The 21,896-nt window shown below is 42.5% G+C and carries 41 protein-coding genes and 1 pseudogene; 16 read left to right on the top strand and 26 right to left on the bottom strand.

Features of this window, described 5'->3' with window-relative positions:
* The first annotated feature begins 269 nt into the window (after positions 1-269).
* Both FIS9605_RS0131985 and FIS9605_RS0131980 read left to right on the top strand, forming a co-directional pair.
* On the top strand, positions 270-665 hold the full coding sequence (locus FIS9605_RS0131985) for a hypothetical protein (RefSeq protein ID WP_026736163.1): 396 nt from the start codon (positions 270-272) through the stop codon (positions 663-665).
* Positions 662-850 (top strand): hypothetical protein, encoded by a 189-nt coding sequence (locus tag FIS9605_RS0131980; protein ID WP_026736162.1) that lies wholly within the window; start codon positions 662-664, stop codon positions 848-850. Before FIS9605_RS0131985 ends, FIS9605_RS0131980 begins: the two co-directional genes overlap by 4 nt.
* A 36-nt stretch (positions 851-886) precedes the next feature.
* On the opposite strand, the gene FIS9605_RS0131975 is transcribed toward FIS9605_RS0131980, so the two are convergent.
* From FIS9605_RS0131975 to FIS9605_RS0131955, 6 genes are all read right to left on the bottom strand, one after another.
* Positions 887-1,306, bottom strand: coding sequence for a single-stranded DNA-binding protein (locus FIS9605_RS0131975; RefSeq protein WP_026736161.1), 420 nt, complete (start codon positions 1,304-1,306; stop codon positions 887-889).
* Positions 1,303-1,539 carry a hypothetical protein gene (locus tag FIS9605_RS0131970; protein WP_026736160.1) on the bottom strand — a complete coding sequence of 79 codons (237 nt, stop codon included), beginning with the start codon at positions 1,537-1,539 and terminating at the stop codon, positions 1,303-1,305. The genes FIS9605_RS0131975 and FIS9605_RS0131970 overlap by 4 nt, the downstream gene beginning before the upstream one ends.
* Positions 1,540-1,603: 64 nt before the next feature.
* Entirely contained in the window at positions 1,604-2,089 is a 486-nt protein-coding gene (locus tag FIS9605_RS0131965) for a hypothetical protein (RefSeq protein ID WP_026736159.1), read from the bottom strand.
* Between the two features lie 43 nt (positions 2,090-2,132).
* Positions 2,133-2,261 (bottom strand): hypothetical protein, encoded by a 129-nt coding sequence (locus tag FIS9605_RS46300; RefSeq protein WP_269321107.1) that lies wholly within the window; start codon positions 2,259-2,261, stop codon positions 2,133-2,135.
* A gap of 35 nt (positions 2,262-2,296) precedes the next feature.
* The gene (locus FIS9605_RS45730; RefSeq protein WP_231510538.1) at positions 2,297-2,482 is read right to left on the bottom strand and encodes a hypothetical protein; all 186 of its coding nucleotides are present in this window, start codon (positions 2,480-2,482) and stop codon (positions 2,297-2,299) included.
* Between the two features lie 60 nt (positions 2,483-2,542).
* Entirely contained in the window at positions 2,543-2,791 is a 249-nt protein-coding gene (locus tag FIS9605_RS0131955; protein WP_026736158.1) for a hypothetical protein, read from the bottom strand.
* 159 nt (positions 2,792-2,950) lie between these two features.
* Between FIS9605_RS0131955 and FIS9605_RS39025 the strand changes: the two genes are divergently transcribed.
* Positions 2,951-3,148: a hypothetical protein gene (locus FIS9605_RS39025; RefSeq protein WP_035140494.1), complete on the top strand. Its 198-nt coding sequence runs from the start codon at positions 2,951-2,953 to the stop codon at positions 3,146-3,148.
* Positions 3,149-3,631: 483 nt separating this feature from the next.
* Entirely contained in the window at positions 3,632-3,763 is a 132-nt protein-coding gene (locus tag FIS9605_RS46295; RefSeq protein ID WP_269321104.1) for a hypothetical protein, read from the top strand.
* 109 nt (positions 3,764-3,872) lie between these two features.
* On the opposite strand, the gene FIS9605_RS0131945 is transcribed toward FIS9605_RS46295, so the two are convergent.
* Positions 3,873-4,709, bottom strand: coding sequence for a DNA phosphorothioation-associated putative methyltransferase (locus FIS9605_RS0131945; RefSeq protein ID WP_026736157.1), 837 nt, complete (start codon positions 4,707-4,709; stop codon positions 3,873-3,875).
* Between the two features lie 150 nt (positions 4,710-4,859).
* The gene (locus FIS9605_RS44585; RefSeq protein ID WP_197036205.1) at positions 4,860-5,102 is read right to left on the bottom strand and encodes a hypothetical protein; all 243 of its coding nucleotides are present in this window, start codon (positions 5,100-5,102) and stop codon (positions 4,860-4,862) included.
* A gap of 787 nt (positions 5,103-5,889) precedes the next feature.
* On the opposite strand from FIS9605_RS44585, the gene FIS9605_RS0131935 reads away from it, so the two are divergent.
* Both FIS9605_RS0131935 and FIS9605_RS46820 read left to right on the top strand, forming a co-directional pair.
* The gene (locus FIS9605_RS0131935; RefSeq protein WP_026736156.1) at positions 5,890-6,318 is read left to right on the top strand and encodes a hypothetical protein; all 429 of its coding nucleotides are present in this window, start codon (positions 5,890-5,892) and stop codon (positions 6,316-6,318) included.
* 192 nt (positions 6,319-6,510) lie between these two features.
* Positions 6,511-7,881 carry a M12 family metallopeptidase gene (locus FIS9605_RS46820; RefSeq protein ID WP_026736155.1) on the top strand — a complete coding sequence of 457 codons (1,371 nt, stop codon included), beginning with the start codon at positions 6,511-6,513 and terminating at the stop codon, positions 7,879-7,881.
* 122 nt (positions 7,882-8,003) lie between these two features.
* Here the strand turns inward: FIS9605_RS46820 and FIS9605_RS43480 are convergent, their stop codons facing one another.
* From FIS9605_RS43480 to FIS9605_RS0131915, 5 genes and pseudogenes are all read right to left on the bottom strand, one after another.
* The gene (locus FIS9605_RS43480; protein ID WP_155960630.1) at positions 8,004-8,150 is read right to left on the bottom strand and encodes a hypothetical protein; all 147 of its coding nucleotides are present in this window, start codon (positions 8,148-8,150) and stop codon (positions 8,004-8,006) included.
* A complete protein-coding gene (locus tag FIS9605_RS0131925) occupies positions 8,143-8,484 on the bottom strand; it encodes a hypothetical protein (protein ID WP_155960629.1) in 342 nt (113 codons plus the stop codon). The genes FIS9605_RS43480 and FIS9605_RS0131925 overlap by 8 nt, the downstream gene beginning before the upstream one ends.
* A gap of 362 nt (positions 8,485-8,846) precedes the next feature.
* Positions 8,847-9,083: pseudogene (locus FIS9605_RS43475) on the bottom strand (TRADD-N-associated membrane domain-containing protein); the annotation flags it as partial.
* A 126-nt stretch (positions 9,084-9,209) separates the two neighbouring features.
* Positions 9,210-9,557 carry a hypothetical protein gene (locus tag FIS9605_RS0131920; protein WP_026736153.1) on the bottom strand — a complete coding sequence of 116 codons (348 nt, stop codon included), beginning with the start codon at positions 9,555-9,557 and terminating at the stop codon, positions 9,210-9,212.
* Positions 9,558-9,667: 110 nt separating this feature from the next.
* The gene (locus tag FIS9605_RS0131915; RefSeq protein WP_035140492.1) at positions 9,668-9,880 is read right to left on the bottom strand and encodes a hypothetical protein; all 213 of its coding nucleotides are present in this window, start codon (positions 9,878-9,880) and stop codon (positions 9,668-9,670) included.
* 136 nt (positions 9,881-10,016) lie between these two features.
* On the opposite strand from FIS9605_RS0131915, the gene FIS9605_RS0131910 reads away from it, so the two are divergent.
* The 3 genes from FIS9605_RS0131910 (at position 10,017) to FIS9605_RS41500 (ending at position 11,083) form a co-directional block, all read left to right on the top strand.
* Positions 10,017-10,199 carry a hypothetical protein gene (locus FIS9605_RS0131910; RefSeq protein ID WP_026736151.1) on the top strand — a complete coding sequence of 61 codons (183 nt, stop codon included), beginning with the start codon at positions 10,017-10,019 and terminating at the stop codon, positions 10,197-10,199.
* Between the two features lie 86 nt (positions 10,200-10,285).
* Positions 10,286-10,846, top strand: a complete 561-nt coding sequence (locus tag FIS9605_RS0131905; RefSeq protein WP_026736150.1) for a hypothetical protein — start codon at positions 10,286-10,288, stop codon at positions 10,844-10,846.
* 33 nt (positions 10,847-10,879) lie between these two features.
* A complete protein-coding gene (locus FIS9605_RS41500; protein ID WP_072032449.1) occupies positions 10,880-11,083 on the top strand; it encodes a hypothetical protein in 204 nt (67 codons plus the stop codon).
* Between the two features lie 76 nt (positions 11,084-11,159).
* Here FIS9605_RS41500 and FIS9605_RS0131900 read toward each other — a convergent pair whose 3' ends face one another.
* From FIS9605_RS0131900 to FIS9605_RS0131870, 8 genes are all read right to left on the bottom strand, one after another.
* On the bottom strand, positions 11,160-11,675 hold the full coding sequence (locus FIS9605_RS0131900) for a hypothetical protein (protein WP_026736149.1): 516 nt from the start codon (positions 11,673-11,675) through the stop codon (positions 11,160-11,162).
* Positions 11,676-11,691: 16 nt separating this feature from the next.
* Entirely contained in the window at positions 11,692-11,934 is a 243-nt protein-coding gene (locus tag FIS9605_RS0131895; RefSeq protein WP_026736148.1) for a hypothetical protein, read from the bottom strand.
* A 195-nt stretch (positions 11,935-12,129) separates the two neighbouring features.
* Positions 12,130-12,495, bottom strand: coding sequence for a hypothetical protein (locus FIS9605_RS0131890; protein WP_231510537.1), 366 nt, complete (start codon positions 12,493-12,495; stop codon positions 12,130-12,132).
* A 34-nt stretch (positions 12,496-12,529) separates the two neighbouring features.
* On the bottom strand, positions 12,530-12,964 hold the full coding sequence (locus FIS9605_RS0131885) for a hypothetical protein (protein ID WP_026736146.1): 435 nt from the start codon (positions 12,962-12,964) through the stop codon (positions 12,530-12,532).
* A gap of 55 nt (positions 12,965-13,019) precedes the next feature.
* Entirely contained in the window at positions 13,020-13,235 is a 216-nt protein-coding gene (locus FIS9605_RS0131880) for a hypothetical protein (protein ID WP_026736145.1), read from the bottom strand.
* An 11-nt stretch (positions 13,236-13,246) separates the two neighbouring features.
* Positions 13,247-13,462, bottom strand: a complete 216-nt coding sequence (locus FIS9605_RS0131875) for a hypothetical protein (protein WP_026736144.1) — start codon at positions 13,460-13,462, stop codon at positions 13,247-13,249.
* Between the two features lie 29 nt (positions 13,463-13,491).
* Entirely contained in the window at positions 13,492-13,647 is a 156-nt protein-coding gene (locus FIS9605_RS43470) for a hypothetical protein (protein WP_155960627.1), read from the bottom strand.
* Complete coding sequence (locus tag FIS9605_RS0131870) at positions 13,640-13,966, bottom strand: hypothetical protein (RefSeq protein ID WP_026736143.1); 327 nt, start codon at positions 13,964-13,966, stop codon at positions 13,640-13,642. The genes FIS9605_RS43470 and FIS9605_RS0131870 overlap by 8 nt, the downstream gene beginning before the upstream one ends.
* A gap of 404 nt (positions 13,967-14,370) precedes the next feature.
* Between FIS9605_RS0131870 and FIS9605_RS0131860 the strand changes: the two genes are divergently transcribed.
* Positions 14,371-14,595 carry a hypothetical protein gene (locus FIS9605_RS0131860; protein ID WP_026736141.1) on the top strand — a complete coding sequence of 75 codons (225 nt, stop codon included), beginning with the start codon at positions 14,371-14,373 and terminating at the stop codon, positions 14,593-14,595.
* Positions 14,596-14,616: 21 nt separating this feature from the next.
* Here FIS9605_RS0131860 and FIS9605_RS0131855 read toward each other — a convergent pair whose 3' ends face one another.
* A complete protein-coding gene (locus FIS9605_RS0131855; RefSeq protein ID WP_197036204.1) occupies positions 14,617-15,459 on the bottom strand; it encodes an HNH endonuclease in 843 nt (280 codons plus the stop codon).
* A 140-nt stretch (positions 15,460-15,599) separates the two neighbouring features.
* On the opposite strand from FIS9605_RS0131855, the gene FIS9605_RS0131850 reads away from it, so the two are divergent.
* From FIS9605_RS0131850 to FIS9605_RS40140, 3 genes are all read left to right on the top strand, one after another.
* Positions 15,600-15,839 carry a hypothetical protein gene (locus FIS9605_RS0131850; RefSeq protein WP_026736139.1) on the top strand — a complete coding sequence of 80 codons (240 nt, stop codon included), beginning with the start codon at positions 15,600-15,602 and terminating at the stop codon, positions 15,837-15,839.
* Positions 15,814-16,131, top strand: a complete 318-nt coding sequence (locus tag FIS9605_RS0131845) for a hypothetical protein (protein ID WP_026736138.1) — start codon at positions 15,814-15,816, stop codon at positions 16,129-16,131. Before FIS9605_RS0131850 ends, FIS9605_RS0131845 begins: the two co-directional genes overlap by 26 nt.
* A gap of 95 nt (positions 16,132-16,226) precedes the next feature.
* On the top strand, positions 16,227-16,535 hold the full coding sequence (locus FIS9605_RS40140) for a hypothetical protein (RefSeq protein ID WP_051470221.1): 309 nt from the start codon (positions 16,227-16,229) through the stop codon (positions 16,533-16,535).
* Between the two features lie 279 nt (positions 16,536-16,814).
* Here FIS9605_RS40140 and FIS9605_RS0131835 read toward each other — a convergent pair whose 3' ends face one another.
* Entirely contained in the window at positions 16,815-17,084 is a 270-nt protein-coding gene (locus FIS9605_RS0131835) for a GlsB/YeaQ/YmgE family stress response membrane protein (RefSeq protein ID WP_026736137.1), read from the bottom strand.
* A 602-nt stretch (positions 17,085-17,686) separates the two neighbouring features.
* Entirely contained in the window at positions 17,687-17,887 is a 201-nt protein-coding gene (locus FIS9605_RS0131830) for a hypothetical protein (RefSeq protein WP_026736136.1), read from the bottom strand.
* Between the two features lie 529 nt (positions 17,888-18,416).
* Between FIS9605_RS0131830 and FIS9605_RS0131825 the strand changes: the two genes are divergently transcribed.
* The 3 genes from FIS9605_RS0131825 to FIS9605_RS0131820 all read left to right on the top strand — a co-directional run bounded on the left by FIS9605_RS0131825 (position 18,417) and on the right by FIS9605_RS0131820 (position 19,554).
* A complete protein-coding gene (locus FIS9605_RS0131825; protein WP_026736135.1) occupies positions 18,417-18,650 on the top strand; it encodes a Nif11-like leader peptide family natural product precursor in 234 nt (77 codons plus the stop codon).
* A 5-nt stretch (positions 18,651-18,655) separates the two neighbouring features.
* Positions 18,656-18,811, top strand: a complete 156-nt coding sequence (locus FIS9605_RS43465; RefSeq protein WP_155960626.1) for a hypothetical protein — start codon at positions 18,656-18,658, stop codon at positions 18,809-18,811.
* A gap of 302 nt (positions 18,812-19,113) precedes the next feature.
* Positions 19,114-19,554 (top strand): hypothetical protein, encoded by a 441-nt coding sequence (locus FIS9605_RS0131820; RefSeq protein ID WP_026736134.1) that lies wholly within the window; start codon positions 19,114-19,116, stop codon positions 19,552-19,554.
* On the opposite strand, the gene FIS9605_RS0131815 is transcribed toward FIS9605_RS0131820, so the two are convergent.
* Together FIS9605_RS0131815 and FIS9605_RS0131810 are read right to left on the bottom strand one after the other, a co-directional pair.
* The gene (locus FIS9605_RS0131815; protein WP_026736133.1) at positions 19,551-20,438 is read right to left on the bottom strand and encodes a DUF6731 family protein; all 888 of its coding nucleotides are present in this window, start codon (positions 20,436-20,438) and stop codon (positions 19,551-19,553) included. The genes FIS9605_RS0131820 and FIS9605_RS0131815 overlap by 4 nt on opposite strands.
* Positions 20,439-20,547: 109 nt before the next feature.
* On the bottom strand, positions 20,548-21,882 hold the full coding sequence (locus FIS9605_RS0131810) for a DNA double-strand break repair nuclease NurA (RefSeq protein ID WP_026736132.1): 1,335 nt from the start codon (positions 21,880-21,882) through the stop codon (positions 20,548-20,550).
* Between the last annotated feature and the right edge of the window lie 14 nt (positions 21,883-21,896).

The following is a 21,896-nucleotide window of genomic DNA, read 5'->3' as shown; positions in this document are numbered from 1 at the left end:
GGTCGCTTTCAACTGGCATATTGTTAAGTTCACCAGCGGTGTCATACGAAATCCGGGGTATAAACCTCCAAAAAATGTAACTTAGAATGACACAGAAAAAGCGGATTTGGTATCAGAATGCGCTACAGCTGGCACATTGCTTAACAGTTGTTGATAAAACAGGCTGGCAATCGCCTAGAAGGGTAAGCATCTGGCTTTTGCGTGTAGCTTATATCTCGCTTTGTGTATCTACCAACTGCTTTGAAACAGCAAAGAGGTAAATAGAAGTTATGGATTGGTATTCAATTACTGTTCGTGCCGAAAACGAACGAGAAGCAAAGTATTTGGAAAGTCTAACTTTTGAGAAAGACGGGCTAAGAGTAGAGCTAATCAGCAAAAACAGCTTTGGAGAAGGAACTTACATAGTTAGTCCAAATATAGCCAGTGGTAATAAAAGGTTATTCAAGTTCCTTGAAGAACACGAACTTATTAACTCTTTAGCCTGGAGTGACGATGTTGCAAAGAAAATCAAAAAAACAAACGATTTTACGGCAAAATTCTTTTTTGGCACATTGTTAATCACTGGATTTCTTCTATGGATAGCAATACACAATGTAGAACGGGCAGAGAGTCGGCTTGAAGAGTGTGGACTCATGCTTAAGGAAAGAACAGAGATAAGGAGATGAACAGGAATGAGGCTTATGGGGAATTTTCAAATTTGTTGGCAAATTTGTTGGAAGGCGATCGCACTTGTGGGGGCGCGGCTGAACCAGCTTTAAGAGAGCCAGCCCAAGCAGCTGAAACAGGCTGCAACCGAAAAAGGGAGTGGTCCCACTCCCCCAACTGTCGCCGCTCCGGCTGCTTGCCATGAAGCGTCTAGACGCACACTCAAAACCTGTTACCAACTTTATTGAGTGCCCATCAGTCGGCTGACTTTCTCCGGTACTGGCTCGACCTCAGACTTTGACAGTGGTTTAAAAGTTACCAGCCGCTCGTAGAGGTTGTTACCATCGTCCCCTTTACCAACGCAACGAGAGAACCAGACAGCAGGCTCATACTTATTCGCCGGCGATCGCCTGGTAAATTGCTGTCCTCCCCATGAAACAATCGCCGCGCCGTATTGGTCTTTGCGTTCTACCGTTGCCCCAATTGCCGACCAGTCGAAGCTTTTAAACTGCTCCAAAGGAAACTGATAGTTTGGTGCAGTTCTGGGGGAAAGTCTATCGAGTGCCGCCGTCATCCTCTCCAGCGAAACAGCCATTTTCTCAAGTGCTAGCATTTGCCGTTGCTGTATCTGTAGCCAAGTGTGGGTTTGTTCTGGAGTCATACTTCCACCGCGCCGTAGTAAAACCAATACTTTCTGCTACCTTTCCCACTTTCAGAAGTTAAGTTGAACTTAATTCTTTTACCGTTAACCTCGATGGTCACTGTCTGCGGGTCGTCAATCAGGTGAACGTCTCCGAAGTAGTCCTTAACTTCCTTAGTTTCTATGCTGCTTGGGTCGGGTAAAAATTTCGCCGCTTCTTGCAGCTCTTGCAACGTTGGTGTGTCCTTAGCCATTCTCAAAAACCTGTTAACAACTTTAGTTCTGGGGGAAAGTGTTTGCTCTCCCCCAAGGGCGTTCTTAAAACTTGCTTCTAGCTAACCTGCGTGTAGCATCAACCTTCACGGCTGCAAACCTATACCAGGTCGTGATTTTGGCGAATTTCTTCACCCAAAACTCAGCTTGCTCCTGGCTGAACAAAAAAGCCCGATGCTTCTTATCCCAGTAAGGCTTGTGAATCACACGCGCCCAATACAAACCAGTATTGCGATCGCACACCAGCCAACGGGCGTTTAACTCCAGTTGTTGCAGTTGTTTTGCCCGCGCTGTCAGGGCTTCAATGGCTTGGATTTGAGTATCTAGGTAGCCAAAGCTGGTGTCTTGAATGTAGTTGAGGTAGCCGCGAACTTCCCGGCGCTCCTGTTTGGCCAACTGGTCATAGATTGCTTTCCACTGGGGCGACAGCATCAACGCCTCTAGTTCCTCGTTGATGTAGTCATAGCGGTAAAGTTCATTAATCCTGCGGCAATTTTCCTTGTATTGGGCTGCTTGCTGTAGGGTCATCATTGGTGGTTCCTCCAGCCCCAGCTGTAGCCGGGGCAACTGCGGTTTACTGGTTAGCCTGGAGTTCCAAGCGGGCGATCGCTTCGCGTTTCTCCAACTTCAGGACTGAAAACTCATTACGCTTCAGACACAGGTCGATAAAAGCTTGCTCTCGCTTGCTGCGGTACTGGCTCAAGATTTCCTGCTGTTCCCAGTAGTGGAGATGTTCATCTAAGAGTTCTTGCGTTTGGCTTTGCGCTGTGCATCGTTGCGGAGTGTTGCGTCAAATGCGATGGCGCTATCAACTTCTGCCTCAATCTGTTTGATGGTTGCGTTGGTCTGCTCAATCACCAGATCAAAGTCAAACACTTGGGCTTGGAGTTTTGCGATCGCGGCTGGGTATTCGTTGAGATTCATAGTTGTAATTCCAATGTTTTTTAATGAAGCGACTGTGGGGGATTTCTCCCCCGTTTTTGGTTAGAACCAGGCTGAATCGTAGTGATCGTTTAACAACTCTCGTTTTTCTTGAACTAACTCAAACTCTTGCTCTAGCCGCTCGTTGTCGATATCTAGCTGCAAGTTTGCGATCGCTTTTAAGATTTTTTGAATGTCTTCGCTGTCGCTGCCGACTGTGTAATGGTTTTGCAAAAATGCTTCAGCTTGGCTAACGAACTGCTCAAGAGTTAGTGCTAATTGACTTGCTGCTGATGGTGCTTGAATTGTCATAATGAGAGAAATCCTTTTTTATTGACTGCCCGGTTGGTAGCCGGGTTTTTATTGTCTACTCTTATATAATACCAGGTCTACCAGGTAATATATAGATTATTGTGTAAAGATTGCGTAAAAGTTGCGTTACAATTTACCGAGTAGACTAGGTAAAAGCTTGTGAGTAATCCAAAGGCTTTTGAGGGCAAGAGAGAAGCGACACAGTTCAAGGCAGCAGGGGATGAGCCACTGACTGCTAAAATTGACCTGAAGCTGACTCCGACTATGAAAGAACAACTAAAGGCAATCCCTGGCTGGCAAAACAAACTCAGGGAAGCGATCGCACAGTTGATTGAGTCTGAATCTCAAGCCAGCTAAATATTAATAAATAACTATTGCAATTACCTGGTAGACCTGGTATTATATAAGAGTGGAAGAAACGGAAACGAGGATGCCCGGAGGCAATGACGAAGCAGCTGTACGGGAGCTGTGGAGGAAACGACAGGGAGCAGTAGGAAACGAAAGCCACCAGCTATTGAATTACTGCCCGTACCAGTAGGCCAACAGCTGAAGTTACAACCGAGAAACAGGATTTTAAGACACTCGGTTGCTAACCTCACGTTACCAGCAAGCGATCGCCTCAAGTGTCAGCCTAAACCCTTTGATCGCAGGTGAAACAGCCGTAAGTCGAGATGTCGTGGCTAACTGACTTTTCCGCTCGCTGGGGGTTTTTTACCACCTTGTCAATCTTTTCTTGTTCCAAAGCTTTTTTTAAATCTACCCACCCCCGGAAGCAGCTGACGAACAAGCTAAGGCAGCACCGGGCTGGTTGCGATATGCCATCACTAGGACTATAAACTTGTGCCAGCCCGTGTGCTGCCGTGCTGTGAGTCGGCTGCCCCCTTTCATAGCCCGACAGCTCACGAGCGTCTCTGGGTGGTGAAACGAGACGTAGTGAGTTTGACCACCACCACCAGCACAGACCGACGTTGAGTGAGTTAACTGGAGTTAAGGAAACCGTGCAGCAACGAACCGAATGAAATTGAGGTTGGTTGCTGCCCCACCAGCTTAGACCGACGATTTAAGTGGTAAGTGCGATCGCTCAGTTGTAAATTTTGATGCTTTCCTCTAAGAAACTAAAGTCTTTACATCCTGAGAATTCATGTAAAAATTTTTGCTCAATGCAGTGAAATTTCATCTGTAGGATTTTATTTCGCCGCTGCAATGATGCGATCGCCCACTGCATATCTTCAGAATTTAGTCCGCCGCGAATATGCATCACCTTTTTTTCACCTGGCAGATGGCGATACTTGCACAGCAAGCGGTAATGGTAATGGAAGCTGGAGCCACTACGATATCTTTTGATAATGGTATGTAGTGGAGCAATCCAACCAAAGCTTGCGATCGCCTCACTTTTGGCTAAAACTTCGTCATAGTGCAGCGGTGTAAACTGCCGACCATCGCGGCGGATGAGGAATTTGTCTTTTTCTAACCGCTCAGCCTCAAATCCTAATACACTCTCGATATAAGCTTTTAATTCAACGTGGCTGTAGTATTTAGCGAAGGTTCCCCACTTGGTAATTTGCTCGGGTGAATTGCCAGCACCGCGAACATTTGCTGAGACAATTAGACGTTTTTTCGTAAAGCTCCAGGCGCGGCGAAGTGCCTCACGACGTTCAAGAGGGTCAGCAATCACGTTTAAAACATAGCTCATGGTGACGACATCAGCAGGAGCGATCGCACTGTTGGGAAAATAGTAAGGATCGTAGCCGGTTGATTTGTAACCCGCCGCTGTGAGTCGCTCAACGTCTCCACCCTTACCACACCCATAATCTAGGTGTGTCTCGTCTATATTTAACAGCTGGCGCTTGAGCATAATTTTGGCCGTAGCCGATAAGTATTTTCTAGTTGGGGCTGCTAAGTATGATTTATCACTCATGTACTTAGCTTGCCCAAAAAAAGGAAGCGATCGCTGTTCAACGAGTCAACTGACTGCAACAAAAAGGCCATTGATCGCACTCCTACCACAGCAGCCAGCGACAGCACCGCGATAGCTAGCAACTGCTGACTAATGACTAATAACCAATAACTAATGACTGGTGACTGATGAGCAGCAGCAAGCAGACGTGGGCGCAGCGCAGAACAGGAGTAGTAACCGCCGCGTTGCCGCAGCAGTTATTTCTGCTGTGGTCGTCTGCGCTGCGGGCAAGGGCTTAGGGCAACGTCTGCTTGCGGCTGCCCCCTGGACTGTTGCGTTCGCGTAGCGGTTTCTGCGGAACATCGCTCTCCAATTGTTAAGCTCTCCGGCGGTGCAAAAACGTGCTACATTCAAACGCAAAACCTAAGCTTGCACCCGTGCTACAAACGCTACACAAGTGCCAACTTTTACAAAACTTTAGAAAATGGCAGTAAGCAACAGGTAAGTAATAGCAGGACTTAATCAATATAAAAGTACTACGATGGGGCGAATCATAGGAGCCAATACTGAGCAAGCCTCTTGCTCAGTATTGGCTTTGACAAATGCTTTACTTTAAACTGGAACCTTCAGAATTTAGTAATTATAATTTTGAAGAATTGTATAATAAACTTAGTGTTTATATTTAATTAATGTAATCCAGACTTAAACTATTACTATTTAAAATATTTCTTTGCTTAAAAAACTATATATTTCTATTTACATTTGTAGTTCATTTAAAAGCTAGTGATTATAGTAAAACTATGAGTCAAAAAACACATTTTGAATTAAAGTATAAGACTCAGTAAGCTCTTTTTTTTGAAAATAAAAGAGTCTAAGATTTTAACTATCTCATCATTCATTGACTTTTACTTAGATCTTGCACCTCTCCGTACAAACCCAGCTAACCTAAAAATATGCGTGAGAAGGCTACGTAAATTGTTAAATCAGGAATTGTAGCTTAATACTGAGTAATCAAATTACATCGATTTTTCTTAGTACAAGATTTGAGCCTTTCACTAGCAGCGAATGCTCCGACACGCTGCATGATCGCTACTAGCAAAAAATGAAAGAAGCACATTTTGCTGAAAATTCTAAAAACTCTTGCTGTATCAGGGTTATAAAATGTGCAACTTAAGAGTTTATCTTATAGAGGGTTGTTTCCATGACTACTGCACAAAATATAAGCCAAGTTGAACTCAACAATGAAGAACTGGTAACATTTGCTGCTCCTGAAGGTCAGTCGCTCGAAACTCAAGAGGGAATTGCACAGTCAATAGACGTCAGGAACGTCGTTCGCATAGTAAATCATAAATTTAGATTTGAACTCAACAATGGAAATATTGCAGAGCAGAGTATTCCAGTAACTCGTCCTCCTGGAACTGGATACACTGTGTTTCTTCAAAGGCTTTTCTATTCTTTCGTTGATCGTAATAACAGACAGCAACTAACTCAACGTCCATTAGGTGAATTCTTTGCAGAAATTGGTTTGACACAGAATAATCAATTTGCGTGCAGAGTTCGGCTTACAGATATAAATGCAGATGATCCAGTAACCATCACTGTTGAAGGTGCTGTATTATTCTTTAATTGATACTTGAGTATCAGACTTGTCGCTAAATAAGCAGTAAGAATTGACAAATGCAAAGATTTTACATCTTGTTTATTAGCCCGCAGGCTTTAGCCTGGGGCTAATAAAGCACTTATCAGACAAGCACATGCTCCCAAACCCTAAATTTTTTATAGTTCGCCTTTAAGTGACTGAAGATAGTCAAAGGAGTAAATTATGGCATTCATGATTAGGGGCGACCGTTATCGTTGGCCAAGAAATATCGTCCATCACGACATTTCTCCCGATATACTTAGGAACAACAGGAGGAGAATGATAGTAGACACGGCTATTACAAGGTGGAATAGCTTGTCTAGCATCAAGTTCATTGAGAGGACAGAGGACGAGCGGGATTATGTCGTTTTCAGGATGGGCCCCCAACGATGCAACAGTCCCGTTGGCAGGCAGGGTGGGAGACAGTATATTTCTTGTGCACTTCGAGAGAATAATATAAGCGATGCTGAGAATGTCGCAACTGTACTGCATGAGATGGGTCATGCCGTAGGCTTATTCCACGAACACCAACGCCCTGATCGTAGCAGCTTTGTCATGGTAGACGAAACAGCCGAAGAGGCTGAACCTCAGAACTATCGTATTGAAGATGGAGTTATATGGACATCTTACGATTGTGCCTCGATCATGCACTATAAACGTCAACCTGGAAGAATTATAAATACTGGATGTCCTAGTGACATGGGCACCAGGCTATGCCTTAGCTCATCCGACATCACAGCACTTAATTGGTGGTTAGAGTTAGATAATAACCCTGGGTACAACGTATCTATCCTAGCCTCTGACAGTCTCCTATTTCTACTTCATAGTACCGGCACTATCTTCCGTTACACTGACGTCCCTTTTAGGTGGGATATACTGGGAAGCCACCCTGATACTGTAGCTATCGCGGTATCTAGGGTGGGGGTATGCCGACTTAGTCGGACAGGGGTAATAGCCCGCTACACTGGCAACCCTGACAACTGGGAGGAAATAGACGCTAACCCTGTCAATGTGTCTATTGTCGCTGATAGGGATGAGCTATATCTACTTCATAATACCGGCACTGTCTTCCGTTACACCGGCGTCCCTTTTAGGTGGGATATACTGGGAAGTCACCCTGATACTGTAGCTATCGCGGCATCTAATAGAAGGTTGTACCGGCGTTGTCGGACAGGGGTAATAGCCCGCTACACTGGCAACCCTGACAACTGGGAGGAAATAGACGCTAACCCTGTCAATGTGTCTATTGTCGCTGATAGGGATGAGCTATATCTACTTCATAATACCGGCACTGTCTTCCGTTACACCGGCGTCCCTTTTAGGTGGGATATATTGGGAAGCCACCCTGATACTGTAGCTATCGCGGCATCTGGAGGGCTGTTATATCGGTGTCACCGAGACCGAAGCATTTGGATGTATAGAGGTTCGTCTCTAGAATGGAGACAGTTACCCCGTATAGGTCATACCGCTCCGATTCGGCAAGTTGAGGCAGGAAACTTTATAGTATATCAATTGCTTAACGACGGAAGAATCTTGGCCTTCATAATTTTATAAACAGCAAACTTCATCGCACCCTAACAAAGAAAAAACCATGTTTAAGCATTTATAATTGCAGGTTGCTACTAGCTAATTTGTATATCTGCGTGGTACTTCATGACAGACTCTCTAGCATGACGTCAAACGAACAGTAATGCGATCGCTTTCCTTGCTGCTGCTGACTGTTGCTTTGCTTCAGTTCTGGGGGAAACTAGGGCGATCGCCATCGTTCCTCTATTGTTGTCCCAAAAAAAGGGAGGGCCGAAGCCCCCCAACGAACTAACCACCAACAACTAAACGAAAGCGGCCCAGACGAGGACGACCGCGCCACACCCGCACAACCACAGCAGGAGACAAGCACGGAACCGAAACCCGCCACCGCCGACCAACAGAACGAACCGCAAAGTAAGTGTCAGCAGCCCCAAACAACTCAACGCCCACAGCAGCAGCAAACCGCAACGCAGCCGCCTCAGAACCGAACGAACAAACACAAACCCAACCAGAGAACGAACGGCCAGACGGACGAATCGCCGCAACACCAACGCCGAACGACTGAGCAACAGAAACCACCTCAGCCGCAACAGGAGCAGGACAGCCGACAAACGAAGAACGAACAAACATGAGACAAACCTCCCAGTGAAAAGAACCAACCAGGAACACCCCGGCTATTTTTTTCAAGCGGAGGGGGTCAAGGGTGGCGGTTGGGGGTTTGGGGGGCCATCCCCCCAAAAAATAAAAGCGTAGCAACCACATCCCCGCCACTTGCGAAGCCCTTGACCCCCGTAGCCATAATGAAAAAGCCGGGGTAGCCTCAGCGGCGATTGAGCGCTCCCCTTGGGGCGGGGGGGGACATCCCCGAACGTAGCGATAGCGGAGAGAGGGGGAAACAATGCAACGCAACCTTATAAAAAGAGCGATCGCCACCCACGAGTTAGATGTCTGCAAAGAACTGCGATCGCACAGCTGGTCATCAACAGAATGATCTACGTCTCGCTAGAGGGACGAACTGACCTGTAATCCTTCGTAAGTTTTGTCAGTCGCTCAATCTTCCTATTTGCATCCCTGGACAAGGGAATATACAGTCCAGTAGAGATTAGCCCTGTTACGACTGTTACATTAGCTTGAGTAGCATTGCCTGAAAGCATGAGGAAACCTGCCAATAAACTCATGCCAATGGCAGCTGCGATCGCCACACAAGATAAAATGTAGCTCAACCGAGCCTGATATCGATGTTCTTGATAGGTTGCCCTATCGAGAAAATCTCATTTATTCCATCCAGGGTTACTGCTCGGTTGTTGCTTGCCATAAATAAACCTGTTAGCAACTTTTAAAGTGTGCGATCGCAATTAGATTTTGATTTTGGCTACTCTCTCCTCATCATCTAGTCGCCAAGCCATGAAGTCATGACCATCACTTGTTTTTTGATAGTCGAATTCCATATCTAAGGCCTGTGCGGCTTCAATAAATTCTTTTAAGCTGGCATCACACCAGCGAATTTCGCCGTCTTCCAACCCGCTTAGTATTTGTTTAGCTGCATAGCTTTGCTGGATTGTTGCCAGAACACTTTGATGTTGCCAGGTTTGACAAATGCTGCAAGAGTGGCCCCAGTCGCTTTTAAGGGTTTTAATGTGAGCAGTTTTAAACTCGCAATTGCGGCAGTAGAGAAACCTTGAACCTTCTTTAACTGGCTTCATGGTGCGCGTTTTTTGATAGTGGCGATTTTAGTTTTCCCCTACCAGCTTTCTGCCTCACCAAGCTTGACGGGAGCGATCGCAACGTTTCCTTTCTTTCCTTCCATTGCCTATTACTTTGGTGAAATCCGCTTCAGTGTTTGGGCGATCGCTTCAGCATCTTTCCCAAAAAAAGTTTGGCTATTGCCATTACTCCAAGTGATATGGCAGGCGAACTGCCAAGACATATGAATATGAATCTTGCGAAACTGAATTTGACGAGCGTAAGCCAAATTCACCCAGCCTCTTGTGGGTGTTTGGCAAAGGACGAGTTGGGACTGTTGCATGTCCACTTTCAATGCTGCAATTCTAATCCTACCGCTTTTACGCACAATAGGACAAAAGGATTATAGGACAAACCGCTAAATCAAAATATCCTAAAAAGCTGTGTAAAAATTAAGCCGTTGTACGCTTTAAAGGCTGATGAGTGAGAAGAAGGAATTACGGGGCTATGTTTCTCCAGAGTTAAACCGATTGTTTCGGGCAGTAGTAGCCCTCAAAGATAAAAACCTCAGCGATACGATTGCTGAGGCTATAGAGTACTGGCTTAACAGTCCTGAGAATCAGGAGCTAATTAAAAAGCACAATTTGAAGCCAAAAGAGTAGCGATCGCACTCCTAAACCCATTAACAAGTTTCTTGCGTTCCGGTTCTGGGGGATAATCTACTGGTTTGTAACTGCCCGTGACGACCTTGGAAGACAAGCAGCTAAACCTATTTTCTGATTTGACCCTCACACCAGCACGTAGAGCAGAAACACTGGTGATGAGCCACAATGCTCTAGTGCAGTGGAAGTCCCAGATTTTGGACTATCAGCAACAGGTGAGGGAAAGCAAACCACCTCAGCAGGTGGCACTGTTCGACCTAACGCCCTTGCACTGCGACCCAGACCAAATAGATCCGTTACAGTTGGAAGTGCGATCGCTCTCATTTTGGAGGATGCCAGCTGACAGCCCAGGCTCGGCGTGTCTCTATTTCATCATTGACTCGGCGGCTAGTCTGATTCTGTATGTAGGGGAAACCTGCCGTTCTAATAAACGCTGGAAGGGGATTCACGATTGCAAGGATTACATAGCAAGCTATCAGGACTTGCATTACCAGTATGGGCTAAAGACTGCGGTTAATATTGCGTTTTGGTGGGATGCCCCGGTTGAGAGAAAGCATCGGCAGCAATTGGAACAGGCATTAATTCAAAAGTGGAAGTCACCCTTTAATAAAGAAATGTGGGAGAGATGGGGGCAACCATTTGGGTAGACTTTTATTTGATGCAACAAACGCCTTACTGAAATGTCCGATAGTTCTCCCTTCTCCAATCCTGAGCAACAGCACCAATGGCATGAGGGTATAAAAGACGCCAACCGCAATAATATTTTCTGCCATTGTCGTGCCTGCGGCTATGAGTGGATGGATTCAACATTAGATGCTGCATGTACTAGATGTAACAGCAAAGACATTGAACGTATCTCAGCTTGGCAATTTCCTGATGATTGAATTGGAAGGCTTATTCAGAAATGCGATCGCTCTTGCACATCATTACTTCAATCAGGCGATCGCACTCAAAAAGGTTTTACTCAACCACGCTTGTAGAAGAATGAAATATGGGGTGGAGTGCTGATGATGGAAATCCTTCTCGTTTAAGTTTGTGTTCATTCATATAGTCGCTATCTAGGATTCCATAACTTCTGGTCTTTTCCGCCATCTCCATCACAAATTCTCTATCAAAAACTACACCAAAATAAGTACTACCCTTAAACTTTTTCCCAAACCATGTAGGGTCAATTACTTCTTCTGAATCGTTGACGAGCCATGCATGAGATACTGCCAAATCTAAATCATCATCGATAGCAAACCCTTCACAATAACTTAGTTGCGGGCAGTCCCATAATGCCTTGTAGCAATTTTCAAAGCATGATTTAGGTTCACCTTTAAATGGTGGTTTAATCTTTATAGTAAAAGGTTGTCCATATTCTAAAACTAACGCTTGGGTACTTTTGTAATGAAAATCAGAGCGTGTATTAAGTTTATCAATTAAGTCTGCTTGTTCTTTTATTTTTTCTAGTAAGCGGTCTAAATTGTTACTCATAATTATTATAGTGAAATTAGGTCAGCATAAAGTTGCCTTCGGCGGCAGTTCCATCTGGGTTAAAAAAATGACTTTTCTTATTATGAAGGTAAACTTTCCCAGGGTGTTCTGTGTCACCTTTTTCCCGACGCCACATAACTTCATGCTCAACAGCAATAGGGCCGTTTTCTGAAGATTCAAAATCAACTGAAAAGAAAACTTGAGCATCAGGATGGCATTGCTGTAGTGCTTCGATGAGTTCTTTAACTGTCATTGGCATTGGCTTTTTCTCGTACTATATTTTTGTATCAAAAGACTTGTTACGCTAACTAAAATCCCTGTTGTTCTAATTTCATTAACTTTTCTCACTTCTTATTCAGGGGTGCTGCATCGCTTTTGGATTCACCATTATCATCTTTCCAGTGCTGATCTTATGACCAGAATACATATTTTGGCATTAATCAGCAACCAGTATTTAATCATCATTTTTCTGGAAAAGAAAATATATATAATCAGGGTCTAAACCTCTGCCAGTTTTATTACTATCATCTTCAAATTTCTGAATAGCAATTTTCTGTACCTTGTTAAGCTTAACTAATTTATTTAATAAAGAACTAACAGCATTTGGATCTAAACCAGTTGCTTCAACAATTTGACTGCGAACTGCTTGACCACCTAATTCGCGCAAAGCTTCTATGATTTTTTGCTGACTGCCTCTAGTGAATTTTTTAACTTTCTGTTGCTCAATACCAATTGTTTCTAGGACTTTCTTGGTAAGTTGTTCTTTGATGTCATCATTAATCGAAAGTTCTTCAATTTGAGCTAACGTTTGAACAGCCAAGTTAATTGCTTGTAGTGTCTCCAAGGGTTCCATCTTAATCTAAAGGTTCATATCGTTCAAGATAAGATAGTATAGTCTGTTGCAACTCAGACTCAAGTGCATCCATTTCACCATTAATATCAGCATACCAACCATACTGATTTAGACCTTGAATTGCTGACTTGACAGCTAGTTTAGCCGCTTTATTACGTCTTTTTTCTAATGGATCATCTATAGCTTCTTTATCTTGTGACAGTGCAGAAGCCTTATTGATAATCGCCTGCGCCTTTTCTGGTGTACACAAATAAGTTGCCTCGCCCAATGCTCCTACTTCCCTTCCATTTCGATTGTAGCGAGTACCGTTTTTGAGAGTAATTGTACCACTAGATGAAATATGTATAACTTCATCGATTATGGCTTTACTACCACGCCAATCGTCGTGGAAAAATACTCCTACTTTATCCCCTATTTTTAGTTCTAGTGTGTTCATTATTTTGACATTTACTATTAAAAAATAAACTTGCAATCATTGACTGACAGAAGCTTTAGGTTGATATACAAACAAAATTGTATTCATGGCGATCGCGGTTGAGTTGAAAGACCCAGCCACCTGTTACTTCTTGAATCGTTACTGCACCAATATAGTGGCGGATATGCATGGCGGTGTCGATATTGCCCCAGATAGGAGTTGCCATTGTTGCATCGTGTTGCAGGTATGCACCGTCATCATTTTTAATTACATACGGGTAAGCAGTATACATAACTTTTTCAATTAACTCTCTATTTCTTCATTAACATAAACGTTGATTACATTTTCCATTTCTTCAACAGCCGCTTCTGCCATTGCTATCCAAATCTTTATTTGTGGATGATTAGCATCCAAAATCTGCACAAACGGCTCAATGTTGTAGCCATTTATTGCAGCAAAGCGCTGTACTAATTTTTCAATCAGTGCCTGTCTTTGAAAATATCCTAGTTCAGTTTTCACTCATTCTTTCCTTTAAAAGTAAAATCTATTTACATCTTGATGTAGATTAAACGTTCTACAGTATTTGTCAAGTCAAGCTGCTTTAAACAAATTCTGACGATGCAGCAAATTGCTTCTAGGCGCAGGTAATACTGAGGCGGGAGGGAGAATGCGATCGCAATTCCCTTACTCAGAACCTCATTCAAGAATTGATTCTCTTCGTCCAATACCAAGCTCAATTAACTTTTCCCTAACATCTTGGGGAAAATTGCCACAGTAATAATAGTGTTTGTGCATGATATCAACAAGATAAAATCCTTCTTTGCCGCCATTAATTTTACGGAGTTCGCTAGCAGCAGAGCGTAAAGTTATGCCAAATGATGCAAATAAATCATCCAGTGACATGCGTGGCAAGTTTAGTGGATTATAAAAAGACTCGCCCTTAACAAAATGCCATTGCGTACCGCAGCGCCGAACAACGCGGTAATAAACAGGTGCAACAATATATGCGTCTAAATCATCCATAGTGCTACCTTAAAATAGTGAATAGGACAGCCCCTAATTAGATTAGGGGCTGCAACTAACTAACGACTAATTAGTTATCTTGTTCGTCGTCGGGAGGATCTAGCCTATCTTCTAGTTCCTCCCCTGCTTCAAAGTCATCAATAACGCTTGATTCGCCTGTCATAATGTTTTGGCGTTCCCAAAAATTGCGGAACAACCGCAACAAAACTAAAACAGGGTCAAATACGTTTCGACGACCGTTGCCATTATTACTCAGACTTTTGACCTCCTTTTTTATTATTGGATTGCGGGAGATGACACCCCGACAATCAATATTTTATCCCGGTTAACCGTGTTTTATAGCTTTTTTAAAATTCGTGTAGGGCTGTTATTATGGTTTATATAAAGCAGTTAATCGGGGTAGTATGAGTAACCCTAGCCCATTACAAACACAGGCATTTAAAGACCAGCAATACCAGGGATATAAAGAAGACTGGCTAAGGGAGCCGCTAGCAAAGCAGGTAACTGGTGTCAAGCTTCCACAAAGCATTCACAAAGCATTGCGATCGCTTAGTGCTGAAGAACGAGTGAAGTATTTAAGGCGGGTGATATGCGAGGCTGTGAAGCGAGATTTGATTGATGAAAAATGATGTACAAACCGCTTTGTGTATTTAAGCAGTCCGCTTTAAAAACTCCTGACGATGCCACTGTAGAGCATCTAGTCTGGGATAGTACTGCTGCTGGCTAGGTAAGATAATGCGATCACCCCTAAATTCTCTCATCGGTTTAGCGTTAGGCGAATCTTCGCGGATGCGGTCGGAAACAATAATGCGGTAGTCATCATCGATACTAAACCAGTACCTATCGAAAGCCCAGTGATGGTTTTTACACAGTGCCAGTCCGTTATCGATGCGGTCGTCGTAGAACTGGGAGAAAGGTTTGATGTGGGAACCATCGACGATATTTTGACCATTGGTATCGAGTATTTGCAATCCGCAGAACGCGCAAGTGTGGTTGTAAGTTGAGACAACAATTTTACGAAATGCGCCATCCCGGACAATTACAGCTTGCTCGTCCTCCAATTCTTCTGGCTGGTAGACCTTACCACCAGTGCGTTGCAACTGGTCTTGCAGTTCAGCAAAGGCGTTAACTTGTAGTAGTGGCTCGATATCAGAAGTGCGATCGCTAAACCACGAATTAATAAGTGTGTGGGTTAGTACAGTGCGATCGCTCTCGTTTTGTAGCAGTGACCAAAGTTCATTATCTAGGTAAGCATACTCTACAGTTTCTCTAATAGTGCTGGCGGTTCTGATTTTGACCTTAGCAGCAATCAGCGATTCAAACCCCACCTTCATTTGATAGTGCCAAAATCCATCACTTGTGAGGTGGTAAAAAGGTAGCCCAATATCAGGTTTTCGTACTGGCTCTAGGTGGCTCCACAGTTTGAGAAATGTGGCGATGAGTTCAGCGTTAAAGGGAATCTGGTTTCGCGTTATCTGCTCGGTTGCTATCATTTCAATGACAGATAGAAGCAAAATCGGTTTATTGGGCGCAACTCCACCCTTAAGACTAACGTTCAAGCCAATTGGGTTTGATGCTTTAGACTTAGGGGAGAATTTCTTACAGTAGTAAGCGAGGTTTTTAATCATCAGCTATGAGAGAATATCGTTGCACACGTAAAGCTTTATACTCTCACCAGTGTATCGGTCACGATAATATCGAAGCACGTCAAGGTCATTACATCTGGGCAATCAACGAAGAAGCTGCATGGCAGGAAATGGCGCAGCGGTATCCAGACGAAACCGAAGCGGGGTTTACTGTCGAGCCGTGGGAAGGGTTTAATGTGAAAGTGGTGGAGGTGAAACGGGATGAAAATGGAAACGTTATCGAGTAGCGTAGACGCTCTGCGGCTTGCCGATAGGCATCGCCCCCCACTTTTAATGGAAGCGCTGGCTGAGGTTAGAGCTAGCGGACTGTGCAATATGTTTAATTATGCCTGTGTCATACTTGCACTTGACGATATGGGCCATGCAGCTGAGGCAGACTGGTTAAAGCAGCATATAAATAGTTACGTCAATATTCTGAATGAGTTTTCACGGTGGTTGCAAGCTAATCCTCGACCCTTTAGAGAATCTTTGGCTCAGCGGGTAGCACGAGAAACTGGGTTGGAATTGATTGAGGAGTAGTGCCCTTATTGCATAAGTAGTTGACATTCTTTTGTCATTCTTATCCATCACACTAAAAATCATCAAGCTCTCAAAAACTTTTGGAGTCAGCTTAGATGAAACTGAAATTAATGTCAGTGTTGTTTGGTGCTGCTATGTTTGCTATGGCTATTCCCGTAGCCGCACAAGCTTGTCCTGGAAAAGGACAAAATCAACAGCAAACACCTCAACAACAATCCCAACTAGAGCAAACACAGCGCAATACTTTACAAGAAGTTTCAGCAGTTCTTACACCAGAACAACAGCAGCAGTTCCAAAATGCCTTGAACCAGGGTCAAGGAATCCGGTCTGCTCTTGCTAGCTTAAATCTTTCTGAAGAACAGCAAACCCAATTGCAAGCAATTATGGAGTCTTCAAAAACTTAGAAACAGCAACTTTTCAACTCTAATTAGTTTGGGGTTAACAACACGCTCGTAAGCCGATTGACTCATGCTCTAATACAGGTTAAGTCTGAAATTATCTAGCCATATATTTCAGGCTTAGACCTGTTTTTTTTGTTTTTAATTCTGATTATTTTGTTTATCAAATAATAATAGCGCCAACCTAAATATAGGCAGGCGCTACTGCTTTATTTAAATTCAGGGATAAAATATAGTGAAATGAATTCCCTGAGATTTACTATAAATTGAAGGCTATTTAATTGATTACACAGTACGACGAGTTAATGCGTTCCACAAGAAAACTGCGACGATTGCACCAATAACCGCTACTAAAATACCGGGAATGCTGAGAGTAGAAGCTGCTAGCGCGAAGCGTCCTGTAGTGAAGAATACGCCTAGACTACCACCAACAAATGCACCAATAATTCCTAAAAGAATTGTTCCTAAAATGCCACCGCCTTGATGACCAGGGTAGATAGCCTTAGCAATAGCGCCAGCGATTAGACCTAAAACAATCCAAGCAAGAATGTTCATTGTTCTGTATTTGGTAAACGTTTTTTACTGATGAATACAAATTACCAATCCCAACACTGACATCCAATCTACCAACAGTACTAATTATTAATTAGCCGCAAGTAAGAGTTAAATTCCTACCATTTCTTTTGATATACGCCTGATTGTCAATGGATTATAAATTAAAAAAACCCCCTAGTAGGTCTAAGGCTAGGGACTGGTAGAATTAATTCTTGCTTAGTAATTGCAGTATAAGCATTTTTAATTAATTCTTAACTCTACTTGAAGAGTTAAGCTCAAGTTAAAATTGGGCTTTTTTCACACATATAGAAGTGTGCGATCGCATCTCATTATTATGCAATCACTGAAATATTATTTGCTGGTCTAATTGGTCACAGATACACCAACTAAGATTGATATTGATGGCGATGGCAATTTTGATTTCCTGATACGTATAACGCTAAATCAGTCTTCTTAAACTACCACTTCTTCACTTCTAACGTTACACATTGCCCCAGACATCAACTTGGCAGAGTGCGATCGCGGGCTTCACTTCTACCAAAAGCACAATAAGCGCACAAGTGCGATCGCATCCGGTTTTCAAAAAAATTTATCACCTGCTGCTAAAGAAATACAGCGTCAAAATAAAAGCAGTAACCACGCTTCGGTACTGTAGCTAAGATGAGCAGGGCGATGGGCGTTATCCTGGGATTCCTCATAATAAACCCAAGAGGTGCGCCGCCATATTTCTCCCAAAAAGTTTGGTGCTTGGTAACAGAGGTTTGTTGTTTTCCTGATTCTTCTTTTTTGAAATCATTTGTCATTTTTATCCCCTTTTATTATTGATATATTTATTTTAAATTTATCCCCCTGCGCGGAGCGCACTACCAGGAGTGGGCGATCGCTCTGTTACTCAATGCATGAAACATGGTTTGTCATTAGCCTATTATTGGTTGCAACTACTAAATTTCTGCTAAAAGTAAAGTTTAGTTTCACGCATGAATTCCCCTCATCTAGTAGTGATAATTTAGTTAGTAGAAGCTTGATAGCTTCTACGGCAGATACAACAGCCAACGTTCAATTTAGTTAAGAGGTAAAAACGCTGTTTTATTGCAATCTGTCTCGTCAACTAACAACAACACCCAACTCGAACGCTGATATTTCCTCAATTTGGTAAAAGGGGGCAATACAACTGAATGTTAGCTCTACTGTGAAGTTAGAGTTATCAGTTAGTGCAACCCTGTGTTAATGATAAAGAAGAGGAAATAACTAAGCGAGTAGAAGCTTGGGTGTTGTTGTTTTTAAAAGATAGGCGCGAGCGTCTAAATATTTAAAACAGGAGCATAGACTGTCATGGCACAGAAAAATGCAGCCGAACTTTTCAAAGCCGTTAAAGAAGACCAAAGTTTAAAAGAAAGACTCAGAGCAGCAACTGATCCAGAAGCCTTCATCAAGGTTGCTTCTCTTGCTGGCTATAACTTCACAGTTTCTGAACTACAGACTGAACTGAGCAAGATGTCTGCTGAGGAGTTGGCAGCTATTGTCAATCCAGGAGTAGCACCTAGACTCCATATTGTACCAAGGTAATTCCTTTGAGTTTTCACGCCCCTTGGGCAAACTGGCGATCGCTTGTTGGGGTCGTAGTCTTGGGCTTGAGGGGGCGAGGTTGTGAGGGATGGGGAGATTGGGGGGATTGGGGGCGATCGCTAAACCTTCACGTTCAAGGATGCAATGGTGCAAACGCGTGAAGACTGCGATCAACATCAATACCTATCTTTAACCAAAACTGCAAAAAGCTTGCTTACTAAAACTAATAAAGATTTTTATTAATTGCAGCAGCTAACTACATGGATTCAAAAAAATTTGAATATTTAAGAAATTTGCTTGCTTTTTTCTATAATTGGCTGGTGAAAATAATAAACGTAAACCTCATAAAAACTGTCAAAATTTAAAGATTGATTATACATGTAACTCTTTATAGTACACAAATACTATAAAGGGTGTAAAATATTGACAAGCATATGTTTGATTGGGTTGCTGGGGAATTTATATGCAGAAAAATCTCGAAAGATGGTATCCCCTAACACTTGGATTATTTTCTACAGTCTTTTACTGTTTGTTGTTTTGGGGTAAACCTTTACCTAGCTCTTTAAAAGACGTATTTTCTGCTGCCACAACACTTAGCGGTATTGCAATAGGCTTTCTTGCTACTGCAATGTCTATTTTATTCACAATAAGCAATACAAATGTTGTGAAACAAATAAAGAATTCTAATAAGTATATTAGGTTAATAAATTACTTTGTCGATGCTATAAACTGGTCATTTTTATTAGCATTCTTAAGCTTTATTGGTTTATTTATTGAAATTAAAAATTTTGGCTCATGGCAATGGCTTGCTTTTGGAATTTGGTTGTTTGCTCTCCTAACATCTGGTTTTAGTGCCTACAGAGTTATTAGAGTGTTTGCTGCAATACTGCGCGCTGCTAATTAATTTATTCTTCCATACATTTTTAATATTTCATCTTTTCGTTTTTCCCAAGCATTTCTAAGAGCTTTTTGTCGCTCTAGATAAGGGATATTACGTTGACTTTTCGAGGCTTGAATCTGTATGGATTCACGCATCTTGTCTTTCAATAAATCTACATATAGACTGTCGTCGTCATCACTAGAACCCGAAATTCTGATTTTTTTAACCTGACTTTGGTTTTGATTAGAAATACGTAGTAATGAAGTGGTAGCATTACGTACTTTTTCTAGAGATAAAGATGATTTTTTGGAGCGAGAAACCTTAAACTCTATATCAATTGCTGGAGCTTGATAAGCCGTAGTAAGGTTGGCAAATTCTTCAAGTCCGTAATTCTCAAAAACACTCATATTTTCTAAGGCAGCAATACTAATATTAAGTTTCTTGACTGTTTTCATCTTTTCCAGTCTTTGTAACGCATCCAACTGGATGACCGGATCAATATAAAGAGAGGTATTAGAACCAATCATTAATTCAAAATATCTAGCAAAATTCCCTGGTGATACACCATGTTTGTTAGATTGAAGTAGTAAAATATTAGTAGCTGGATGGTAAATAAATGCCGATTGTTCACCTATACCTTCATCATCTGCCAGCTTAAAATCTTCTATTTTACCAGCAAGATTAGCCTTAACGGGTATGTTGTCCATACGAAGACGAACTATTTCTCCTTCCCATGTCTGCTGCCATCCAAAGACAGCTCTGTGTAGAGAAACATAGTGTAGACGAACTTCTTTAAATCTTTGATCAGCAGGTACTTGTATAACTTTTTGTAAAACTTCTTCAAAAGACAAATTCATGTCTGCGAGAATCACAAGCTTGAAAAAATCAATATTCAGTGTCTTACTCATTTCATTCAAATAAAATATAGATATCACTTCACCTCAACTGTTGCACTCGCATCATAGCCGCAGACATTAACCAGACAGAGTGCGATCGCATCACCTACAAAAACCACAGCTAAGCCTGCATTGCCCCCTTTGCAAACTTTTGGAGAATTCTAGAGCTGGGATGGTCAGCTAAGGAAACAAGCTTATTTGCCAAAGCAACAGGAATAAGGGAACTATCGTACATATCACACTTTAACTTTTCAATATTAGTGAGAATTGCACTTAAATTCCGAAAGTCTGTTTCTTTAGGACTTGCTAAAATTTCCGAAGTTGGTAAGGATACCACGTACATACCACCTGCATTTGTTTTAAAAATCAGCTTGTTGCTGTAGTAAGTTGTAGAACCATACGGTCTTGTTGGTTCAGGTTTACCAGGAAGAATGTACTTGTAAATGTAGTCGTTATTCAAAATCAGTACTGTTCCGTTTTCTAGCTTTTCAGAGATACAGTCTGCGTGTTCTACAAAAGCACCACTTTTCTCTAGCCCAGCCAAGTATAAGTTGTAGTTTTTAAAGAGATACCTGACGAGCGATCGCATGGGCTTGTACATATTTGCTGTCTGCCCAAAAAAAGCAAGTGGCCCATCCTTGATAAACAGCATTTCTTCAAACAAATCTGGCTTCATCTTAAGGATGAGTCGAATTAGGTGAACAAAAATAATCTGTTCTAGAGTACTAATTAAATAGCCTAAGATACCTCCAGCACCTAACTCTTCATCGATAGCTTCATGCAAGCGAAATGCATCTGTTAGAAAAATTTCACCACCACAATGATTGCAGGTAAAAGTATATTTATTGCTCATTTGTTCTCGATGCAGGGGAATCTCTGAGCTTCCGCAAATTGGACAGCTTGCCAGTTTCCACATTGGAATACCTGCTTCATATTCCTGGAAGATAAACCAGCGTAATGTAGCTATCAGTTCATCATTATCAATCTTTTGGCAGAAAAAGTCATAGATAGTTCGGCGCACCGAATTGATGAGTGTTCCCTCACTTTTAACCTGGACATTGCGAACAGGCAGAGTAAATTTTAGGCGCTGAATCTGCTTTAACTTCGCCATATCCTCTGGGTCAATGAAAGGCTGCTTGCCAATTCCATCAAGGTCATCAATACTGAAGATGAGCGCACCTATCTGGAAGAAGCAAACAGTTGATGAAGGGAAACCCGTTTGTACAGCTACCTCAGTATAACCCCCATCAATAGCGACAACGTTACGTATCGGATTTTTTGCTACAGGCTGATAAATGAAGCGATCGCACCCGTCAAGCGTAACCTCCGAAGCTAACTTAGGAAGATTGCACTGGTTAAGAAATTCCTGTAGAGACGAGTCGTTGATTATATGACTGTGAGAGGACTTGCTAGCGTACTCAGACGGACGACGCCCATGCTTACTTGTATATCCCATAAACTACTTGCTTT

This window comes from Fischerella sp. PCC 9605 (assembly GCF_000517105.1).
Taxonomy (GTDB): Bacteria; Cyanobacteriota; Cyanobacteriia; order Cyanobacteriales; family Nostocaceae; genus PCC9605.
This window is presented reverse-complemented; position numbering and strand designations above follow the sequence as displayed.

Coding starts and splice junctions, on each gene's coding strand:
- FIS9605_RS0131985 (WP_026736163.1), top strand. CDS start 270: ATGGATTGGTATTCAATTACTGTTCGTGCCGAAAACGAACGAGAAGCA.
- FIS9605_RS0131980 (WP_026736162.1), top strand. CDS start 662: ATGAACAGGAATGAGGCTTATGGGGAATTTTCAAATTTGTTGGCAAAT.
- FIS9605_RS0131975 (WP_026736161.1), bottom strand. CDS start 1,306: ATGACTCCAGAACAAACCCACACTTGGCTACAGATACAGCAACGGCAA.
- FIS9605_RS0131970 (WP_026736160.1), bottom strand. CDS start 1,539: ATGGCTAAGGACACACCAACGTTGCAAGAGCTGCAAGAAGCGGCGAAA.
- FIS9605_RS0131965 (WP_026736159.1), bottom strand. CDS start 2,089: ATGATGACCCTACAGCAAGCAGCCCAATACAAGGAAAATTGCCGCAGG.
- FIS9605_RS45730 (WP_231510538.1), bottom strand. CDS start 2,482: ATGAATCTCAACGAATACCCAGCCGCGATCGCAAAACTCCAAGCCCAA.
- FIS9605_RS0131955 (WP_026736158.1), bottom strand. CDS start 2,791: ATGACAATTCAAGCACCATCAGCAGCAAGTCAATTAGCACTAACTCTT.
- FIS9605_RS0131945 (WP_026736157.1), bottom strand. CDS start 4,709: ATGAGTGATAAATCATACTTAGCAGCCCCAACTAGAAAATACTTATCG.
- FIS9605_RS0131935 (WP_026736156.1), top strand. CDS start 5,890: ATGACTACTGCACAAAATATAAGCCAAGTTGAACTCAACAATGAAGAA.
- FIS9605_RS46820 (WP_026736155.1), top strand. CDS start 6,511: ATGGCATTCATGATTAGGGGCGACCGTTATCGTTGGCCAAGAAATATC.
- FIS9605_RS0131925 (WP_155960629.1), bottom strand. CDS start 8,484: ATGTTTGTTCGTTCTTCGTTTGTCGGCTGTCCTGCTCCTGTTGCGGCT.
- FIS9605_RS0131920 (WP_026736153.1), bottom strand. CDS start 9,557: ATGAAGCCAGTTAAAGAAGGTTCAAGGTTTCTCTACTGCCGCAATTGC.
- FIS9605_RS0131915 (WP_035140492.1), bottom strand. CDS start 9,880: ATGCAACAGTCCCAACTCGTCCTTTGCCAAACACCCACAAGAGGCTGG.
- FIS9605_RS0131910 (WP_026736151.1), top strand. CDS start 10,017: ATGAGTGAGAAGAAGGAATTACGGGGCTATGTTTCTCCAGAGTTAAAC.
- FIS9605_RS41500 (WP_072032449.1), top strand. CDS start 10,880: ATGTCCGATAGTTCTCCCTTCTCCAATCCTGAGCAACAGCACCAATGG.
- FIS9605_RS0131900 (WP_026736149.1), bottom strand. CDS start 11,675: ATGAGTAACAATTTAGACCGCTTACTAGAAAAAATAAAAGAACAAGCA.
- FIS9605_RS0131895 (WP_026736148.1), bottom strand. CDS start 11,934: ATGCCAATGACAGTTAAAGAACTCATCGAAGCACTACAGCAATGCCAT.
- FIS9605_RS0131885 (WP_026736146.1), bottom strand. CDS start 12,964: ATGAACACACTAGAACTAAAAATAGGGGATAAAGTAGGAGTATTTTTC.
- FIS9605_RS0131880 (WP_026736145.1), bottom strand. CDS start 13,235: ATGTATACTGCTTACCCGTATGTAATTAAAAATGATGACGGTGCATAC.
- FIS9605_RS0131870 (WP_026736143.1), bottom strand. CDS start 13,966: ATGGATGATTTAGACGCATATATTGTTGCACCTGTTTATTACCGCGTT.
- FIS9605_RS0131860 (WP_026736141.1), top strand. CDS start 14,371: ATGAGTAACCCTAGCCCATTACAAACACAGGCATTTAAAGACCAGCAA.
- FIS9605_RS0131855 (WP_197036204.1), bottom strand. CDS start 15,459: ATGATAGCAACCGAGCAGATAACGCGAAACCAGATTCCCTTTAACGCT.
- FIS9605_RS0131850 (WP_026736139.1), top strand. CDS start 15,600: ATGAGAGAATATCGTTGCACACGTAAAGCTTTATACTCTCACCAGTGT.
- FIS9605_RS0131845 (WP_026736138.1), top strand. CDS start 15,814: ATGAAAATGGAAACGTTATCGAGTAGCGTAGACGCTCTGCGGCTTGCC.
- FIS9605_RS40140 (WP_051470221.1), top strand. CDS start 16,227: ATGAAACTGAAATTAATGTCAGTGTTGTTTGGTGCTGCTATGTTTGCT.
- FIS9605_RS0131835 (WP_026736137.1), bottom strand. CDS start 17,084: ATGAACATTCTTGCTTGGATTGTTTTAGGTCTAATCGCTGGCGCTATT.
- FIS9605_RS0131830 (WP_026736136.1), bottom strand. CDS start 17,887: ATGACAAATGATTTCAAAAAAGAAGAATCAGGAAAACAACAAACCTCT.
- FIS9605_RS0131825 (WP_026736135.1), top strand. CDS start 18,417: ATGGCACAGAAAAATGCAGCCGAACTTTTCAAAGCCGTTAAAGAAGAC.
- FIS9605_RS0131820 (WP_026736134.1), top strand. CDS start 19,114: ATGCAGAAAAATCTCGAAAGATGGTATCCCCTAACACTTGGATTATTT.
- FIS9605_RS0131815 (WP_026736133.1), bottom strand. CDS start 20,438: ATGAGTAAGACACTGAATATTGATTTTTTCAAGCTTGTGATTCTCGCA.
- FIS9605_RS0131810 (WP_026736132.1), bottom strand. CDS start 21,882: ATGGGATATACAAGTAAGCATGGGCGTCGTCCGTCTGAGTACGCTAGC.